The following is a 16,555-nucleotide window of genomic DNA, read 5'->3' as shown; positions in this document are numbered from 1 at the left end:
AACTGCTGCGAGAGGTCAGAGCGAAGAGGGTTGAACTGACACAACATTCGTCATTTTAGGCAATGAATGCGCCGATTGATGCAGCAACCAAAAGGAGAGGCTCGACACAATAGGCACTCGTTAGAAAAGGAACAATCACATGACTGAGAAAAAAGTTTGGTTCATCACCGGTGCAGGCCGTGGACTGGGTATAGACATCACCAAAGCGGCACTCGCTGCCGGCCATGCCGTCGTTGCCACCGGCCGTGATGCCGGGAAAGTGCTGGCGGCAATCGGCGAGCATGAAGACTTGCTGACCCTCAAGCTCGACGTTACCCGTCCCGATGATGCCCAAGACGCGGTCAAGGCTGCCATCGGCAAGTTCGGACGGATTGACGTACTGGTCAACAACGCGGGTAACTTCTATGCGGGCTTCTTCGAAGAGCTCAGCCCGGAACAGGTGCGCAGCCAGATCGAAACGCTGCTGTTCGGTCCGATGAATGTCGCTCGTGCAGCACTGCCGGTGATGCGCAAGCAGCGCTCGGGTTTGTTGCTGACCATTTCCTCTACGGCGGGCATCGCTGGCGGCATGTTCTGTACGGCCTATGCGGCGGCGAAATTCGGCCTCGAAGGATGGATCGAGTCGCTCGCGCCTGAGATCGCACCCTTCGGCATACGCACGATGTTGGTCGAGCCCGGTTTCTTCCGCACAGAACTGCTGACGGCCGATTCCACCACCTACGCGCTCCCCTCCATCAACGACTATGCCCAGCGGACGCGAGAGACCGTTACGGCCTGGAGTGGCATGGACGGCAAACAGGGCGGTGACCCTGCCAAGCTCGCCGACGCGATTGTGCAGCTTGCAGGGCTCGACGAGCCGCCGGTTCGTTTCGCCGCGGGCTCCGATGCGGTGCAGATCTTCGAGGCCAAGGCCAATGCGCTACTGGCACAGGCCGACGCCTACCGTCAGTTGTCGTCCTCTCTTGCTCACGGAGACGCGTGACTCTTGGTTTTCACTCTGATTCGCAAAGGACACATCCATGACATCAACACTCTCGGGCTCCGTCGCCATTGTCACCGGAGCCAGTAGCGGAATTGGCCACGCCACGGCGCTGGCGCTCGCTGCACGGGGCGCCAGCGTCGCCCTGATTGCTCGCCGCCAGGACCGATTGGATGCTCTCGCTGCGCAAATCCAGGCGGTGGGCGGCAGCGCCCTCGCGGTGCTTGCCGATATCACCGACCGCGCCCAATCCGAGGCGGCTGTTCAGACAGTCGTCGAACGGTTCGGGCGGCTGGACATTCTGGTCAACAATGCAGGGCTGATGCTGCTTGGCCCTATCGTCGGCGCCGATCCCGAGGAATGGGAGCGGATGATTGCGATCAACCAAAAAGGCCTGTTGTACATGACCAACGCAGCTTTGCCGCACCTGCTGGCTGCAGCCGAAGACGGGCCTCGCCGGGTCGCCGATATCGTCAACATCTCATCGATTGCTGGCCGTGTAGCCTGGGCCAACTATGGCGTCTACAACATGACCAAATTCGGCGTGAACGGATTCAGCGAATCCCTGCGTCAGGAAATCACCAAGAAACATGTCCGCGTGGGCGTGCTGGAGCCTGGCGGTGTCGACACGGAGTTGGGCTCGCATAACAGCGGAACGATGCGCGACAGCATCGATGCTTTCTACGAGAGCACCGAGGTGCTGCAGGCCGAGGACATCGCCGATGGCGTGGTTTACATGGTCACCCGGCCACGCCATGCCGCCGTCAGCGAACTGTGGATCATGCCCACCGACCAGGCTTAAGGGTTCTTCAGCGAGGGGCTCTCTATGAGCAGTCCCTCTAACGAGGTCGAGGTGGTATTTCACAATCACTCACATAGAAAAGGAAACCATCATGGAAACGGGATCAAAAAAGCTTCTGATGAAGCGCTTCACTGATTTCATAAACACCGCGAGCGATGAGTTGGCCAGGGAGTTGATCTCTGCGCAGGCGATATTTTTCGTCCCGGGCCGTTCTGAGCCTTTGCGGGGGCCGGACGGCTATCAGGAGATCATTGCGATGATGCGATCCGGCTTTCCAGATATTCAGTGGACGCTTGAGGAACTGATTATTGAGGGCGACAGGGTGGCCGCGCGCTTCACGATGCGAGGTACACATCTCGGAAGCTTCCTGGGTGTTCCACCCTCCGGAAAGACTATCGAGGTCAAGGCGGTCAATTTCTATCGGTTCGCCGATGGTCAAATAGTTGAAGAGCATGGTCAGCCTGACCTGCTGGGTCTGCTTCAGCAGATCGGTGCGGTACCGCTGTAGGTCTACGGTCGGACTCAGTGCATGGTCGCCATGGGTATTTCGCACCCGTGGCCCATGCAGGACGGCGGCCTCACCGCAGCTAAAAAACTTCGCATGGCCGCTACTGAAGGCTCCGTCGTGATTACCGAAGGTTATGTGCCTGCACCGCAGTAACCCGACGCCAGGTCTTTTGCAGTCCTGACCCTTTAGCAGATATCCGGAGCCTGACATGGCCAAGCCACTCGATATGCTCGTTCTCCCAGTCAGCGAGCCTTCGCAAAGCCGCCGCAACATGCTCAAAATCGGCGCAGTGATGGCCACACTACCCGTGATTACCTCGGCACTATCCTTTGCCCAGGCAGCGGAAAAACAGCAGATGACCGCAACCAAAGAAGATCCATTCGATGCTTTTATCAACGGTCTTGCTGATTTGATGGCGCACTCGACACGTACGCCTATTCTGCGCTGGCCCAACGAATACGGCATGGAGTATGAGGAAATTTTCTTCCCGGCAATGGATGGCGTGACCATTGAAGGCTGGTTCATTCCCGGTAAATCCAACCGTTTGGTGATCTGCAATCATCCGATGCCGTGTAACCGTTATGGTTACCCCGGACACCTGGAGCCCTGGACCGACTTCGGCGGCTTCGAGGTGAACTTTCTTCCGGAGTACAAGGCCTTGCATGATGCGGGCTACAACATTATTGCCTATGACCTGCGCAATCATGGTCGAAGCGGCATGGGCAGTGGCGGCGTCAACGGGCACGGGGTGCTGGAATACCGCGATGTGGTGGGTTCGCTGCGCTACGCCAAGTCCCGACCGGATACAAAAAACATGAAAACGGTGCTGTACAGCCGCTGCCTGGGAGCCAACGCCACCATCGTCGGGATCAAGAAGCACCCGAAAGAATTCAAACACGTCAAAGCGCTGGTGGCGCTGCAGCCGGTATCGCCGAGGGTTTTTGTGGAAACAGCGGTGGAGCGGCAAAAAATCACTAATGGCGTCGATCTCTTCGATGCCGCACTGCATCGGCGCACCGGCTATCGCCTGGCGGATGTCTGGCCCATGGAATATGCCAAAGCCGTGACGTTACCGACCTTTGTCGCTCAAGTGCGCAATGACTTCCTGACCAAGCCTTCCAATGTTCAGGAGATCTTCGACACCCTGTCTTCCAAAGACAAAGAGCTGTTCTGGATCGAAGGAACGGACCTTCGATTTCAGGGTTACAACTACTTCGGACAGCACCCTAAACTGATCCTGGACTGGTTCGACAAGCACATGGGCTGACCTTGTCTCACGGGGCTGTGCTCAACACTTCCAGCGCCTGGCAGCTGTGCCGGGCGTTGGTCACTCAGCAATCTGCTTGAATCAGGCAAGCAAGTACCCGGAGGTCTTGTTCACCGACCGGATCGTCGGGTACTGGCCGATCAAGTCGAACGCTCCCGTCAGGCCGACAGGGACGATGCACAAGCCAAGATTGTCGTGTGTGAAGCCATGGGGCTGAGCGTTGCTGCCTGGAAAGGCAATGCCCTGGCGGTGTATTTACCTGATCGAACGTCTCTACTTAAGGCTATTGATCATTACGACATCGGGATAAGGGCACCGACAAGCCACGACTGGAAAATACGAATCGATGACCCTGAGTTACAGCAGCAACTGCAGGCGGGGGGTGTTGCTCTGGATGATCGGCCGCACGTCGACTACATCTTTCATCGACTGTAGAACGGGCTCATTGGATTAGGCATTAAGATGGCCTGAAATACTTCGTAATATCTGGCTACGGCTAGTTGACGTTATAAAACTCCATTGAGCGGATCAAACGCATCGGTATGCCGAAAGATCAGGTACTTGAGCGGATTCATGCACCTATCGGCTTAAGGCTGGGGAGCAAGACCCCGGCGGAGATTGCCCTGGCGGTCATGGCAGACATTGTTCGTGTAAGCAACGGTGTCGTTCGTGACCAGCTATAGACCTCGTGTTTTCAAGGAGACCACTGTGCAGCCTGCTACCAAAAGTCACCAAATTGTCAGCGACACAAGTCGTCTCGCCGGCGTCGTCAGCCAGATTGTGCGCAGTGATTGCGACCTGCTCACCGCCGTTCCCGGCCTGAGCCTGCATCGACGCAAGTCTTCCACTGCGCCTGTGCACTGTATTTACGGACTGGGGATTGGGGTGACCTTGCAAGGCTGCAAGCAGGTCATGGTGGGTGAGGAGGTGCTTAGTTACGCGCCCGGTCAGTCGATGGTTACCAGCGTTGACCTACCGGTCATTTCACATGTGACTCAGGCGAGCGTCACACAACCATTCCTGGGCATGATGCTCACGTTCGACAGCGCCACGGTGATACAGCTCGCCGAGCGCATGCGGTTGTCACAGCGCATGAAGGATGAAGGGTTCCGGCCAATCACCGTACAGGCGCTGGACGCCGCGGTGCTTGATGCGCTGGAGCGTTTGGTCGGACTGCTCAGCGAACCTGAACTGCTTGAAACACTCGCGCCGCTGATCAAGGAAGAGATCATAGCTCGCCTGTTAAGCGGCGCTCATGGTTCGCAGTTGCTACATGTCGTCGCCGCGGGCTCACCGAGCCAACACATCGCCAAGACGCTTGCCTGGCTGAAACTTAACTTTCGCCATGCGCTACGCATGGACGACTTGGCGGCGAATGCACACATGAGTCCGTCTACCTTTCGCCAGCATTTCCGCACCGTAACAGGCATGAGTCCGCTGCAGTATCAGAAACAATTGCGGCTGCAAGCGGCTCGACAGTTGATGCTAAGTCAGAATGTCGACGCAAGCAGTGCGGGGGGATTGGTGGGCTATGAAAGCTCGTCGCAGTTCAGTCGCGAATACAGCCGTCTGTTCGGAGAACCGCCGCAGAGGGACATAAAACGAATGCGCTTGCAGTAAATAAGTTACAGCTGCCAATGGCGATCTTTCGCTGACCGTGAGATCGCCAAGCGGCCGACTGCGCAGTTAGTTGCCTATACCAAACCGAAGCTTTCGTCTTGTAATGTCTCCTCCCTCTGGCCGATGACCCAATTTCGCCGCAGGCCAGATGGGAGAGCCACTTTTTCAACAGAATCGGCCGAAACCGGTCGGTCAGCCAGCCGGCTGCTTCAGCGACTATGACGCAGTGCATCAACTAGCACGCCAAACGCAGACGAATGTTCGCGCCGGTTAGGGTAGTAGAGGTGATAGCCGGGAAAGGGTTGGCACCAGTCCTCCAGTACTCGCACCAGACTCCCGTCAGCAATTTCCTTCTGCACCATATCGTCTGGCAGGAAAGCCAGCCCGCAGCCCGCGACGGCTGCGCGCAGGATGGGCAGGCTGCTGTTGAATGTCCACTGGCCTTCTACGCGGGCCTTCAGTTCGTGACCGTCCTTCTCGAAATCCCATTGCAGGAGGCTGTCGTGGGTTGGCAGACGGAGATTGATGCAGCTGTGTTCGGCAAGATCGCCGGGAACCTTCGGCGCGGATCGCCGTTGGAAATATGCGGGGGCACCCACAACCGCCATGCGTAAATCCGGACCGACCGGTACGGCAATCATGTCCTTGGCAACTTGATCGCCAAGGCGTACGCCGGCGTCGTAGCGCTGCGCGACGATGTCGGAGAGGGCGTAATCGACGGTGATTTCGACCTTGATGTCCGGATAGTCTGGAAGCACCTTCAGCAGCTTCGGCCACAGAATGTTGTTCGCCGCGTGTTCCGAGGCCGAGATCCGCACATTGCCGGCCGGGGTGTCGCGAAACTCGCTGACGGCGGCCAACTCAAGTTCAATTTCCTCGAAGCGCGGTGCCATCGACAGGTATAGCCGTTGACCTGCCTCGGTCGGCGACACACTGCGCGTGGTCCGGGTCAGCAGACGAACACCGAGCCGGGCCTCTAGTGCGCGCATCGTATGGCTGAGAGCAGATTGTGAGACGCCCAGTTGCGCAGCAGCGCGGGTGAAGCTGCCCTCGCGGGTAATGACCACGAAGGCCTGGAGGTCATTGAAGTTGGCTCGGGACATTGATGAGAGGCTCTCATGAAGGACAGGGCATTACCTAATGTAAGCATGTCACGCCGGGATGCGCGCATTTTTGTCGCGACTGCGCCTGAACTGAATGGCCGGGAAATGAACTCCCGGCCATTAATGGCAGCGCCAGGAAACGGCTTACAGGGTTCTGGCATAAAACGCGGTGAGCTTGCCTACGGCCGCATCCACGTAGCGCGGAACCCAATAGGTTTCGATATGCGTTGCCCCATCGAGCTTGAACAGTTCCTTGTCTTGGGTGCCGGTAGCTTTGGCGAATGCGTCTTCAGTCATGTACAGGCTATCGGCCTTGCTGCCGGCGATCATCAGTAACGGTTGCTGGATCAGGTCGATCTGGTTGGTGGCGTCGAAACGCATCAGGTCGAGCAGGCTGCTGGTGGTGTACTTGAAGGTTGAATTGGGATGGGCGTGGGTTTTCCAGTAATACTCGTAGCCCTGACGGTAGAGGTCGAAGGGCAACTTGGCGATCTGCTCATCCGTCAGATTGGCATCCCCTGAATAAAGTACTTTGTCGCCGGCTACTTCCTGGGCGCGTGCAGTCGATGCTTGTTGCAAGCGCAACTGGATCGTATCCAGCTGCGAGTCGGCGTAGCCGTTGCGGCGAACTCGTCCGGAGTTGAACATGCTCACCGTCGCCAGTGATTTGAAGCGCTTATCGGTTTGCGCTGCGGCCAGCGAATACCCACCGCCGCCACAGATGCCGAGCAAGCCCACGCGTTTGCCGTCGACGCCGGCATATCGAGTGATGAAATCTGCCATGCCGTGGATGTCTTCGATACGCGAAGCAGGCTTGTCGACACTGCGCGGCTGTCCGCCACTTGCACCTTGATAGGCGGCATCTGCGGTGATGGTGATATAGCCTTGTTCCGCCAGACGTTGCGCATACAGGCCTGCGACTTGTTCTTTCACCCCGCCATTGGGGTGCGCAACCACAACACTTGGATAGATTTTCTTCGGGTCGTAATTGGCCGGGGTGTAAACGTTGGCGGCGATGTCCAAACCATTGAGCTTGTAGCTGACCGGATGGATGTTGACCTTGCCCGGCTCATTTTTGGTAATGGCGCCATCGTAGGCCAAGGTGAACGGGTTCTTTTTGTAGTCCGCGGCCAGGGTTTCGCCGCCGGAGATTCCGACCATTGCCGCCATGAGCGTGGCTTTCAAAATTGTCTTTCTCACGTGAGTTCTCCTGAATTGATATGCCATGCAAAGGCGCAGTTTTCTGGTTAGTCCAAATGTTTTTCAGCGAGGAATTTCGACACGAGATCGGCGATTTGAAGGTTGTTGAGATCCGACATGGGGAAGTGGGTATTGCCCTTGATGCCGATCTCCGGCAGGTGGATCAGTGTGACGTCGCCGCCGTGTTTGTTGACGACATCGCGCCAGGAGCGAGCCATGGCCAGGCGGGTACGCCAACTGTCCTGGGCGGGCAGGGCGACGGCCTGTTCCGGGATGTTGTCGCCGTACAGCACAAGGATCGGAATCCGCGTCAGCGCCATGAATTGCGCCACGGGTACCGCCGCACCTTGCACCGTGTCGAACGCGCTGGGAATCGGTGCCGGCACCTCTCCTTCAGGGAAGACAAAACTGCTGCCCGGTTCAAACGCCACGATCGCTTTCACCTTGTCGTTCTTGATCGCCGTCAACCAGCCCGGCCCGCCGCCCTGCGAGTGAGTGAAGAGGATGCCCGGGCCGATCCGGTTGAACAGCGCCGAAACCCCGTCGGAGACCACGCCCATGTCGAACGGCCCGGTGTTCGGCGTCATTGCCCGGAAAAACTGCTCGCGCGTCTGCGCGTCGCGGGCGACCTGCACGCCATTGAAATAGTTGGGCCACAGGCCGATACGGAACTGGTTGAACCACAGCTGTTCGTCCGGCGTGGGCTTGAGCGTAGTCTCGACCATGCTGCGCCCGGCATCACCACGGCGCGGCTGGTCGATCAGGTACACACCGAACTGCCGGCGCAGAAAGATGTTCTGAAAGCCTTCGCGACCATCGGCGGTGGTTTCCCACGTCTTTGAAAACTGACCCGCGCCGTGCCACATGACAATGGGCAGCTTTCGCGCATTCATCGGAATCTGGTAGAACGCGTAGGCATGGTCACCATGGTAAGTCTGGCCGTCCGGCGCCATTGGTTTGCGTGGGTTGAAGGTGCCGGGCGCTGTGGTCATCGTCCCGCCGACAGCGAAGCTGCCCTGTTGCTGAATCAGCAAAGGCCCATTGGCCTGATTAGAATTCTGGGTTGCGCAGGCAGCCAGCAAGCCGAGCAGGGCGATGCCCAGCAGATTTTTTCCATTCTTCATCTTCAACCTCCAGACGCTGTGAGTGCCTGCGTCAGCGCTGCACTGGAACGCTTGGCGGTTTGTTCATCCATGTGCCCGGCCAATAGCTCGGTGACTTGTCGCAACTGAGCGGCGCTCAACCCGACCCGCAGGCTCGCGCGCATATGCGAACGCAGTTGCGGTTCCACACCCGGGATGACGGCGAGTGCCCCGATGGTCGCCAGTTCGCGGCTCTGCCAGTCGAGGTTGTCGCGCTCGAAGATGTCGCCAAACAGATGGGCTTGTAGGAACTGGTTGATGACCGGCGCGAACTCGAACACCGGGCCTTTGACCGGGCCGCCCGAAATGCGTGTTTGATTGGCCGTGCCAGCCACCAGCAGGGCATCGCCGGTTGGAATCGCACGACCGGGCTCACGTCCGGGCGCGTCGTCGATGCCACGTTGTTTGCGCGCCTGCACCCGTTTCATCAGTTCATCCAGCGCGTTGAGGCTGCGCGGAAAGCCGACATAGGCGTACAGCTGCACGAGGATTTCCCGCGCTTCGCTGACCGTCAGGCCGGCGTCCAAGCCTTGGTTCAGAGCCGCGTTGAGCTTGGGCATATCGCTCACGGCCATGGCGGCGGCGATGAGCGGAATCGCCTGTTGCCTGGCTGACAGCGTGTCAGATACAGACTGAGTATCGGGCAAGGTTGGCGCTGTCACGTCCGCATATTCCGCGTCTGATACCTTCTCGGCCCAGGTGACGGTTTTGCCGTCCTCGGCTTCGGCGATAGCGATGTGAGTCATACCGGTCGTGGCGGTGGCGCCATGCCAATGGCGTACGTGCGGTGGGATCCAGACTGTATCGCCTGGACGGATTTCCTGTCGCGGGCCGCCTTGTTGCTGCACATAACCGACGCCGGCGGTGACAATCAGCGTCTGCCCCAGCGGATGGGTATGCCAGGCCGTCCGCGCCCCGGGTTCGAAGGTCACGGTGCCGCCGCCGACGCGGGCAGGGGGCTCAGCCTTGAACAGACCATCGACCCGCACTGTGCCCGTGAAGTTTTCCGCCGCACCCTGGATCGATGGCTGAGCACCTGCGCGGCTGATGCGCACTTCATTGGCGGTTTCGGCAGAGGTTTCGCCGGACAGGAGCGACAAGACAAACAGCGGTGCAATCAGAGTTTTCATCGGTGGCGTCCCTGCTAAAGGGTGAGATGGATTCAGAGCCCGGTCATCTTCAGTGCAGGCTCGGGCAGACGATCGCCCTGCACCTGGATTCCGGCAGTCTGTTCGTTGATCAAATGCAGATCCTCGCGGGTCAGTTCCAACTCGACAGCCCCAAGGTTTTCTTCGAGGCGATGCTGTTTCGTCGTGCCGGGGATCGGCACAATCCACGGCTTCTGCGCCATCAGCCAGGCGAGCGCAACTTGTGCAGGGGTCGCGTTTTTACTCTGGGCGACAGCCTTGACCACTTCGACCAACGCCAGGTTGGCCTTACGTGCCTGCGCAGCGAAACGCGGCACGACGTTGCGAAAATCTGAGGCGTCGAATTGGGTATTCTCGTCAATTTTGCCGGTGAGGAAACCGGCGCCGAGCGGGCTGAACGGCACGAAGCCGATGCCCAGTTCTTCCAGCACCTCCAAAAGTCCAAGCTCAGGGCCACGCCAGAACAATGAGTATTCGCTCTGAACCGCCGTTACCGGCTGCACCGCATGGGCGCGGCGAATGGTCTCGACACCGGCCTCCGACAGGCCGAAATGCTTGACCTTGTCTTCGGCGATCAAATCTTTGAGGGTGCCGGCAACGTCTTCGATCGGCACGGCGGGATCGACGCGATGCTGGTAATACAGATCGATACGATCAGTGCGCAGGCGTTTCAACGAGGCTTCGGCCACGGCCCGGATATGTTCCGGGCGACTGTTGGTGCCGCTGCCGCGTTCGCCTGTGATCAAGTCGATGTCGAAGCCGAACTTGGTGGCCACAACCACTTGATCGCGGATCGGTTGCAGGGCCTCACCCAGCAGCGTCTCATTGCTGAAAGGGCCGTACGCTTCGGCGGTGTCGAAGAAGGTGACGCCATGCTCATGCGCCGTGCGGATCAGCTTGATCATGTCTTGCTTGTCAGCTGCCGGCCCATACGCCGACGTCATGCTCATACAGCCAAGGCCCAGTGCCGAGACTTCCAGGCCATTGCCCAGCTTGCGAGTGTTCATGTGTCTACTCCGATTCAGAAATCGAGTCGCGCGGCGGATCCGCCAGTGAGCTTGCAGTCGCTCAGCCAGACGTTGACGCGTTCCATGGTTTTGCGCTCCTGCTCACCCTCCATCACGAAGCCATCCAGAATCTTCGCCTTGGGCGCGTGGCTTTCGAGAATCGATCGGCTGTTGCCGAGGCCGTAGCCCCCCATGGGTGATGATGGGGATGATGGTTTTCCCGGTCAGGTCGTGGGCTGAGAGAAACGCGCGCACGGTGGGGGGCGTGGTTTCGCCCCAGATAGGGAAACCGAGAAACACAACGTCGTAACGCCATCAGGGGCATGCTGGCGAGCGCTGCGACGACCGTTTCTCTCAGCGCCCGACGCGCGACTTGAGAGACTCGGGATAGCGCTCGCCCTCGATGTGGATCCGCGACAGTACCGACTCGATGGCCTCGAGTTCTGCCTTGGAGAGCGAGAGGGACGCGCCGCCGATGTTTTCTTCCAGGCGATGCAGCTTGGTGGTTCCGGGAATCGGAACGATGCATGGCGCCTGTGCGAGCAGCCAGGCCAAAGCGATTTGCGCGGGCGTGGCATCTTTCTGCGCTGCAATCTCACGGATCAGCACCACCAAGCCCTGATTCGCCTGGAGGGCTGATTGGCTGAAGCGCGGCACAATGCTGCGGAAATCGTCGCTGCCGAACGAAGCGTCTGCCGCTACCGATCCGGTGAGGAAGCCCTTGCCCAACGGGCTGAAAGGCACAAAGCCGATACCCAGCTCAGCGAGGGTCGGAATGATCTCCAGCTCCGGCTCACGCCACCACAGGGAATATTCGCTTTGTAGAGCGGTCACCGGTTGCACGGCATGAGCCCGGCGGATGGTTTGCGCGCCGGCTTCAGACAGGCCGAAGTGCTTCACCTTGCCTTCCTGAATGAGTTCTTTCACCGTACCGGCGACGTCTTCGATCGGTACGTCCGGATCGACTCGGTGCTGGTAAAGCAGATCGATAAAGTCCGTTCGCAAGCGCCGCAGCGAGCCCTCGACAGCGCTGCGGATATGTTCAGGACGGCTGTTTAGAATCTGCTGTTTGTTGTCTTCGCCAAAGGTGAAACCGAATTTGGTGGCAATGACCACCTGATCACGCACCGGCGCCAGTGCTTCGCCCACCACTTGCTCATTCAGATAGGGGCCGTAGACCTCGGCCGTGTCGAAAAATGTCACGCCCAGATCAACTGCTTTGCGGATCAGCGAGATGGCTTCGCCGGTGTCAGTGGCTGGGCCGTAGCCGTGACTGAGGCCCATGCAGCCCAGACCAAGGGCCGAGACTTCAAGAGAGCTGTTGCCAAGTTTCCGCTTTTGCATAGGAGATCTCCCTGTCTGGCGGGCAGCATTGAGCTGACCGTCAGTGGTTAGGAACAGCCTGCACTTCACCTGGAGCGGCGAGTGCAGATGCGTTGTGGACACACTAGGTGAGGTGGGCAAGGGACACTAGACGGTTAAATCAGCATGGACATATGAGTTGGTTTCATAAGTCGGCGGGCGACAGGCACCACGGATGGTCTACAGATTTATGAGTTGAGCTCATCTCATCATGCGCAGTTATGGGATTAATGAATGGGTCGCGACTGGTTAGGATGCGGGGTTATTCACGAGCAGGCTCCCGTCCTTATGTCTTCACTTCAACGACGCGCAACGCCAGATACCGCTTCTGCGAGCAGCAACGAGTCGCCGCGTAAGGTTGACCAACTGGGCTTGCTACTTAACCTCAGTGCATTGATGTCGTTTGCCTCGATCTCCACCGACATGTATCTGCCGGCATTGCCCACCATCAGTCGGGCGCTGCACACCGATAACGCGAGTATCGAGCTGACGTTTTCCGCCTTCCTGATCGGCTTCAGTGTGGGTCAGTTGTTGTGGGGACCAATCAGCGACCGCTACGGGCGCAAGCTGCCGATTGCGATCGGTATGATCCTGTTCATCATCGGCTCGGTCGGCTGCGCACTGTCGACTAACGTCACCCAAATGATGGTGGGTAGGGTTTTTCAGGCGTTAGGTGCTTGCGTAGGACCGGTGCTGTCGCGCGCCATGGTTCACGATCTGTACGGACGCGAGCAGTCAGCGAAAATGCTCTCGACGCTAATTCTGATCATGGGTGTTGCGCCTTTGGCAGGGCCACTGATTGGTGGCCAGGTGCAGCACTGGTGGTCGTGGCAAGGGATCTTTTGGTCGCTGGCTGGTGTGGGGCTGGTGACGCTTTTTTCGTTTCGCAATCTTCCGGAAAGCCTGCCTCCCGAGCGTCGAACTACCGAGCCGCTGCGGCTGATCTTGCGCACATATCTGCAACTGGTGTGTGACCCACTCCTGATCCGGTACGCCTTGTCGGGTGGTTTTTTCTACGTCGGCGCCTACGCCTTCATCGTCGGCACGCCGTTCGTCTACATCGATTACTACCACGTGTCACCGCAGGCTTACGGTTGGCTATTCGGGGTCAATATTCTGGGGATGATGATTGCCAACTTCGTCAACGGTCGATTGCTCGGCCGAATGGGCAGCGAACGATTGTTCAACATTGGGACCTGGGCTTTGGCATTCTTCGGCGTGACGCTCGGTCTATGTGCCTGGTTCGGTTGGGGAGGGCTCTGGGGTCTGGTCGTACCGGTCTTTTTCTATATGTCCATGAATGGACTCATTGTCGCTAACTCCGTGGCGGGTGCTCTCGCGCACTCTCCCCAACGAGCAGGATCGGCATCGTCACTGGTGGGCGCGATGCACTATGGCAGCGGCATTTTCAGCGCCGCGCTGGTCAGTTGGTTATCCGATGGAACGCCCCGAGGCATGGCGTTAGTGATGGGCTTAGCGGGTATAGGCTGCGTGGCGACAGCCGTTACTTCTAAAGGCGCTGCCTAGTCTCTTTATGCATCGTGCGATTTTGCGCTTAACGAACGTTCGCTCTGATGCAATCTGATTGCTCCTACGCCATACGAAGGACAGTTATCTGTCTAATTCGGATAGAACAAATGTACCGGGTCATTGCAGATAAACAGGTATTCAAGGCCAAGCATGGCTTGGCCGAACAATGCCCTGTCAAACAGCCCATGCCGCTCGGAATAAATCTATCAGCTCCCAGGCGGCATCTGTCGACGTCCAGGGTAGTAGATATAAAAGGCAGGTCCGATGGGCGCCCAGTCCGGGAGAATTATCGGCAGCTCCCCGCGAGCAAAGTCAGGGTATCTATGGCGCACGACCGGGGGAATCTCTTGTACCGCCACTCAAGACAGCGTGCGCACTTGTAGACTTTGACTACTGCTGATTACTGAGTAAACCAGTCTCGGCTTTTTCATAGACTCTCAGGGTCGCCAAAGAACATCTGAATCCTCGACCTTAGCCAGCGTTCACCCGGGTCGTTGTCCTGGGAGCCGCGCCAGGCCATGTGCAACTCGAAGGTACGCATCGGCAGCGGTGGGTCTTCGGCACGCACGCCACCGGCGGCGGTCAGTGCATCGGCGGTGTAGTCGGGCACAGTGGCAATGATGTCGGTGCCGGCCAGCAATGTACTCAAACCATTGAACTGCGGAACCGCGAGCACCACGTGTCGCTTGCGCCCGAGTTTCTCCAGTTCTTCATCGATGAAGCCACTGAGGTCGCCTGCAAAGGACACCAGCGCATGCGGGCGAGCGCAGAAATCGTCGAGGCTCAAGGCCCCGGGAACGGTGTCGGCGCGCAGCAGTTTGGGCATGCTGCGACGCAGCACTTTGCGTTTGGCGTTGGCTGGCAGATCCGTGGTGTAGCTGACGCCAATCGAGATTTCACCCGAGGCCAACAATCCCGGCATCAATAGGTAGTTGACCCGACGCACCACCAGTACGATGCCGGGGGCCTCGGCACGTAGTCGCTTCAACAGCATTGGCAGCAGCGCAAACTCGACATCGTCCGAGAGACCAATGCGAAACACTGCGGTGCTGGTGGCCGGATCGAATTCGGCGGCACGACTGACCGCAGTAGAAATCGAATCCAGAGCCGGAGAGAGCAGGGCGAAGATTTCTACCGCCCGGGCTGAAGGCTCCATGCTGCGGCCGGTACGCACAAAGAGCGGGTCGTCGAACAGACCGCGCAGGCGCGATAACGCCGCACTGATGGCCGGCTGGCCGAGAAACAGTTTCTCCGCCGCGCGGGTCACGCTGCGTTCATGCATAAGGGTTTCGAACACGATCAACAGGTTCAGGTCGACACGACGCAGGTCATTACGATTCATCTGGAGTCCTGGCAGAGTCAGCAAACTTGACGGGAGCGGCCATATGAGAACAATGGCCGGCATGAATCTTACGGGGAAAGGCTGGTACTCTGCACCGAGTAATTCAGTTTTCCCACAATGCTGGTTCGGTTTTCTACGTTGATTGACGTATTGCCGGAGCTGCGGAATCAATGACAGGCATGTCGACTATTAATAGCCACTGATGGTCTTGGTCAGAAAGCCCAGATAGAGTTCAGGGCATTAGAGGTTACTTTGACGAGGTTTGCGATGTCCCGCACGATCCGTTTTCACAAGTTTGGTCCAGCCGAGGTGCTCAAATGCGAAGAGCATGCGGCAGCTCTGCCAGCGCCGGGCGAAGTGCAGGTGCGTGTCGAGGCGATTGGCATCAGCTGGTATGACATCCTCTGGCGTCAGAACCTGGCGTCTTCCCATGCCCGGTTACCGTCTGGCCTTGGTCATGAAATGGCCGGCGTGGTGACGGCCATCGGCGAAGGTGTCGATGATCTGGCGGTGGGTGACAAGGTCGCCAGCTTCCCGGCAGAAAGCCCCAATGACTATCCCGTTTATGGCGAGCAAATCGTTCTGCCGCGTTCGGCGCTGACGCGTTACCCGGATGTGCTGAGTCCGATCGAAGCCTCCGTGCATTACACGCCGCTGTTGGTTGCCTACTTTGCTTACGCCGATCTGGCACGGGTCAAGCCGGGGCAGTTTGCACTGGTAACCGATGCGAGCCACTGCGCCGGACCGTCCTTTGTGCAACTGGGCAAGGCTCTGGGTGTACGGGTCATTGCCGCGACCAAAACCGCCGAAGAACGCGAGTACCTGTTGTCCCTCGGTGCCGAGAAGGTGATCGTCACTGAAGAGCAGGATCTGCTCATGCAGATCAACAAGCTCACCGACAACCGCGGTGTCGACGTGGTATTCGACGGCCTTGGCGGTCCACAGATGTCGATGCTCGGTGACGTACTGGCGCCTCGTGGCAGCCTGGTGTTGTATGGTCTGCAAGGCGGTAACCAGACTCCATTCCCGGCGTGTGCAGCGTTCCAGAAAAACATTCAGTTCTTCGTCCACTGCATCGGCAATTTCACCGGCAAACCGGAACTTGGCATCGTTCAGGATCAGGTCGCACTGCAACGGGCCTTGCGCGATATCAACCAGTTGACGGCTGACCGTGTTCTGCGGCCACTCAAGACTCGGGTCTTCCCGTTTACCGAATTTGTCGAGGCGCACCGTTACATGGACGAGTGTCCTTGCCGCGAACGTGTGGCGCTTCAAGTCGAACCTGCATGACGCTTGCGCAAGAGTCCGTGTTTACGGACTCTTGCATTTTTGTTGGACTTGCAAACCTCTCATTTTCCCCTCGTGATCGATTGGTTCAGCAACTGAACTGGTTTTTGCTCCTGATCTGTGTCTTCTAATCATCATATAAGCCCTGATAATTGAATGATTACTTTCATCTCAAGGAATGAGTCATGGCTGGGCATCTTCTTTTAATCGGTACCGGTTTTGGTGCTATGTATACGGGCCATTGCTCATCTGCGCCTC

General features: G+C 58.2%; 15 protein-coding genes and 2 pseudogenes. 9 read left to right on the top strand and 8 right to left on the bottom strand.

Features of this window, described 5'->3' with window-relative positions; all coding sequences use genetic code 11:
• Positions 1-139 precede the first annotated feature (139 nt).
• From AC1RPZ_RS02330 to AC1RPZ_RS02300, 7 genes and pseudogenes are all read left to right on the top strand, one after another.
• The gene (locus AC1RPZ_RS02330) at positions 140-982 is read left to right on the top strand and encodes an SDR family oxidoreductase (RefSeq protein WP_493134365.1); all 843 of its coding nucleotides are present in this window, start codon (positions 140-142) and stop codon (positions 980-982) included.
• Positions 983-1,019: 37 nt separating this feature from the next.
• The gene (locus AC1RPZ_RS02325; protein ID WP_493134363.1) at positions 1,020-1,781 is read left to right on the top strand and encodes an SDR family NAD(P)-dependent oxidoreductase; all 762 of its coding nucleotides are present in this window, start codon (positions 1,020-1,022) and stop codon (positions 1,779-1,781) included.
• A gap of 91 nt (positions 1,782-1,872) precedes the next feature.
• Complete coding sequence (locus AC1RPZ_RS02320; protein ID WP_493134360.1) at positions 1,873-2,289, top strand: ester cyclase; 417 nt, start codon at positions 1,873-1,875, stop codon at positions 2,287-2,289.
• A 21-nt stretch (positions 2,290-2,310) separates the two neighbouring features.
• Positions 2,311-2,442: a hypothetical protein gene (locus AC1RPZ_RS02315; protein WP_493134358.1), complete on the top strand. Its 132-nt coding sequence runs from the start codon at positions 2,311-2,313 to the stop codon at positions 2,440-2,442.
• A 55-nt stretch (positions 2,443-2,497) separates the two neighbouring features.
• Positions 2,498-3,556, top strand: coding sequence for an alpha/beta hydrolase family protein (locus tag AC1RPZ_RS02310; RefSeq protein ID WP_493134356.1), 1,059 nt, complete (start codon positions 2,498-2,500; stop codon positions 3,554-3,556).
• Between the two features lie 518 nt (positions 3,557-4,074).
• Positions 4,075-4,239: pseudogene (locus tag AC1RPZ_RS02305) on the top strand (XdhC family protein); the annotation flags it as partial.
• 25 nt (positions 4,240-4,264) lie between these two features.
• Positions 4,265-5,176, top strand: coding sequence for an AraC family transcriptional regulator (locus AC1RPZ_RS02300; protein WP_493134354.1), 912 nt, complete (start codon positions 4,265-4,267; stop codon positions 5,174-5,176).
• Positions 5,177-5,385: 209 nt separating this feature from the next.
• Here AC1RPZ_RS02300 and AC1RPZ_RS02295 read toward each other — a convergent pair whose 3' ends face one another.
• The 7 genes and pseudogenes from AC1RPZ_RS02295 to AC1RPZ_RS02265 form a co-directional block, all read right to left on the bottom strand.
• Complete coding sequence (locus tag AC1RPZ_RS02295; protein WP_493134349.1) at positions 5,386-6,279, bottom strand: LysR family transcriptional regulator; 894 nt, start codon at positions 6,277-6,279, stop codon at positions 5,386-5,388.
• Between the two features lie 144 nt (positions 6,280-6,423).
• Positions 6,424-7,506: an alpha/beta hydrolase gene (locus AC1RPZ_RS02290; protein WP_493134347.1), complete on the bottom strand. Its 1,083-nt coding sequence runs from the start codon at positions 7,504-7,506 to the stop codon at positions 6,424-6,426.
• Between the two features lie 20 nt (positions 7,507-7,526).
• Positions 7,527-8,603, bottom strand: coding sequence for an alpha/beta hydrolase (locus tag AC1RPZ_RS02285; RefSeq protein ID WP_493134345.1), 1,077 nt, complete (start codon positions 8,601-8,603; stop codon positions 7,527-7,529).
• A 2-nt stretch (positions 8,604-8,605) separates the two neighbouring features.
• Entirely contained in the window at positions 8,606-9,751 is a 1,146-nt protein-coding gene (locus tag AC1RPZ_RS02280; protein ID WP_493134343.1) for a (R)-mandelonitrile lyase, read from the bottom strand.
• A gap of 32 nt (positions 9,752-9,783) precedes the next feature.
• Positions 9,784-10,776 carry an aldo/keto reductase gene (locus AC1RPZ_RS02275; RefSeq protein ID WP_493134341.1) on the bottom strand — a complete coding sequence of 331 codons (993 nt, stop codon included), beginning with the start codon at positions 10,774-10,776 and terminating at the stop codon, positions 9,784-9,786.
• A gap of 14 nt (positions 10,777-10,790) precedes the next feature.
• A pseudogene (locus AC1RPZ_RS02270) lies at positions 10,791-11,085 on the bottom strand (flavodoxin); the annotation flags it as partial.
• 45 nt (positions 11,086-11,130) lie between these two features.
• A complete protein-coding gene (locus tag AC1RPZ_RS02265; protein ID WP_493134339.1) occupies positions 11,131-12,120 on the bottom strand; it encodes an aldo/keto reductase in 990 nt (329 codons plus the stop codon).
• Between the two features lie 306 nt (positions 12,121-12,426).
• Between AC1RPZ_RS02265 and AC1RPZ_RS02260 the strand changes: the two genes are divergently transcribed.
• On the top strand, positions 12,427-13,665 hold the full coding sequence (locus tag AC1RPZ_RS02260; RefSeq protein WP_493134337.1) for a Bcr/CflA family multidrug efflux MFS transporter: 1,239 nt from the start codon (positions 12,427-12,429) through the stop codon (positions 13,663-13,665).
• Between the two features lie 430 nt (positions 13,666-14,095).
• On the opposite strand, the gene AC1RPZ_RS02255 is transcribed toward AC1RPZ_RS02260, so the two are convergent.
• The gene (locus tag AC1RPZ_RS02255; protein WP_493134335.1) at positions 14,096-15,010 is read right to left on the bottom strand and encodes a LysR family transcriptional regulator; all 915 of its coding nucleotides are present in this window, start codon (positions 15,008-15,010) and stop codon (positions 14,096-14,098) included.
• A 267-nt stretch (positions 15,011-15,277) separates the two neighbouring features.
• Here AC1RPZ_RS02255 and AC1RPZ_RS02250 point away from each other — a divergent pair, with 267 nt between their 5' ends.
• A complete protein-coding gene (locus AC1RPZ_RS02250; RefSeq protein ID WP_493134333.1) occupies positions 15,278-16,300 on the top strand; it encodes a zinc-dependent alcohol dehydrogenase family protein in 1,023 nt (340 codons plus the stop codon).
• The last annotated feature ends 255 nt before the right edge of the window (positions 16,301-16,555 follow it).

The sequence above is a fragment of the Pseudomonas sp. GW822-FHT02D10 genome, from assembly GCF_058802345.1.
The sequence above is the reverse complement of the archived record's forward strand: the minus strand, read 5'-3'. Positions and strand labels throughout refer to the sequence as shown.

Excerpts from the sequence above, each read along its gene's own strand:
- AC1RPZ_RS02260 (WP_493134337.1), top strand. The coding sequence starts at position 12,427 with ATGTCTTCACTTCAACGACGCGCAACGCCAGATACCGCTTCTGCGAGC.
- AC1RPZ_RS02275 (WP_493134341.1), bottom strand. The coding sequence starts at position 10,776 with ATGAACACTCGCAAGCTGGGCAATGGCCTGGAAGTCTCGGCACTGGGC.
- AC1RPZ_RS02320 (WP_493134360.1), top strand. The coding sequence starts at position 1,873 with ATGGAAACGGGATCAAAAAAGCTTCTGATGAAGCGCTTCACTGATTTC.
- AC1RPZ_RS02325 (WP_493134363.1), top strand. The coding sequence starts at position 1,020 with ATGACATCAACACTCTCGGGCTCCGTCGCCATTGTCACCGGAGCCAGT.
- AC1RPZ_RS02330 (WP_493134365.1), top strand. The coding sequence starts at position 140 with ATGACTGAGAAAAAAGTTTGGTTCATCACCGGTGCAGGCCGTGGACTG.
- AC1RPZ_RS02255 (WP_493134335.1), bottom strand. The coding sequence starts at position 15,010 with ATGAATCGTAATGACCTGCGTCGTGTCGACCTGAACCTGTTGATCGTG.
- AC1RPZ_RS02285 (WP_493134345.1), bottom strand. The coding sequence starts at position 8,603 with ATGAAGAATGGAAAAAATCTGCTGGGCATCGCCCTGCTCGGCTTGCTG.
- AC1RPZ_RS02280 (WP_493134343.1), bottom strand. The coding sequence starts at position 9,751 with ATGAAAACTCTGATTGCACCGCTGTTTGTCTTGTCGCTCCTGTCCGGC.
- AC1RPZ_RS02265 (WP_493134339.1), bottom strand. The coding sequence starts at position 12,120 with ATGCAAAAGCGGAAACTTGGCAACAGCTCTCTTGAAGTCTCGGCCCTT.
- AC1RPZ_RS02290 (WP_493134347.1), bottom strand. The coding sequence starts at position 7,506 with ATGGCATATCAATTCAGGAGAACTCACGTGAGAAAGACAATTTTGAAA.
- AC1RPZ_RS02315 (WP_493134358.1), top strand. The coding sequence starts at position 2,311 with ATGGTCGCCATGGGTATTTCGCACCCGTGGCCCATGCAGGACGGCGGC.
- AC1RPZ_RS02310 (WP_493134356.1), top strand. The coding sequence starts at position 2,498 with ATGGCCAAGCCACTCGATATGCTCGTTCTCCCAGTCAGCGAGCCTTCG.
- AC1RPZ_RS02295 (WP_493134349.1), bottom strand. The coding sequence starts at position 6,279 with ATGTCCCGAGCCAACTTCAATGACCTCCAGGCCTTCGTGGTCATTACC.
- AC1RPZ_RS02250 (WP_493134333.1), top strand. The coding sequence starts at position 15,278 with ATGTCCCGCACGATCCGTTTTCACAAGTTTGGTCCAGCCGAGGTGCTC.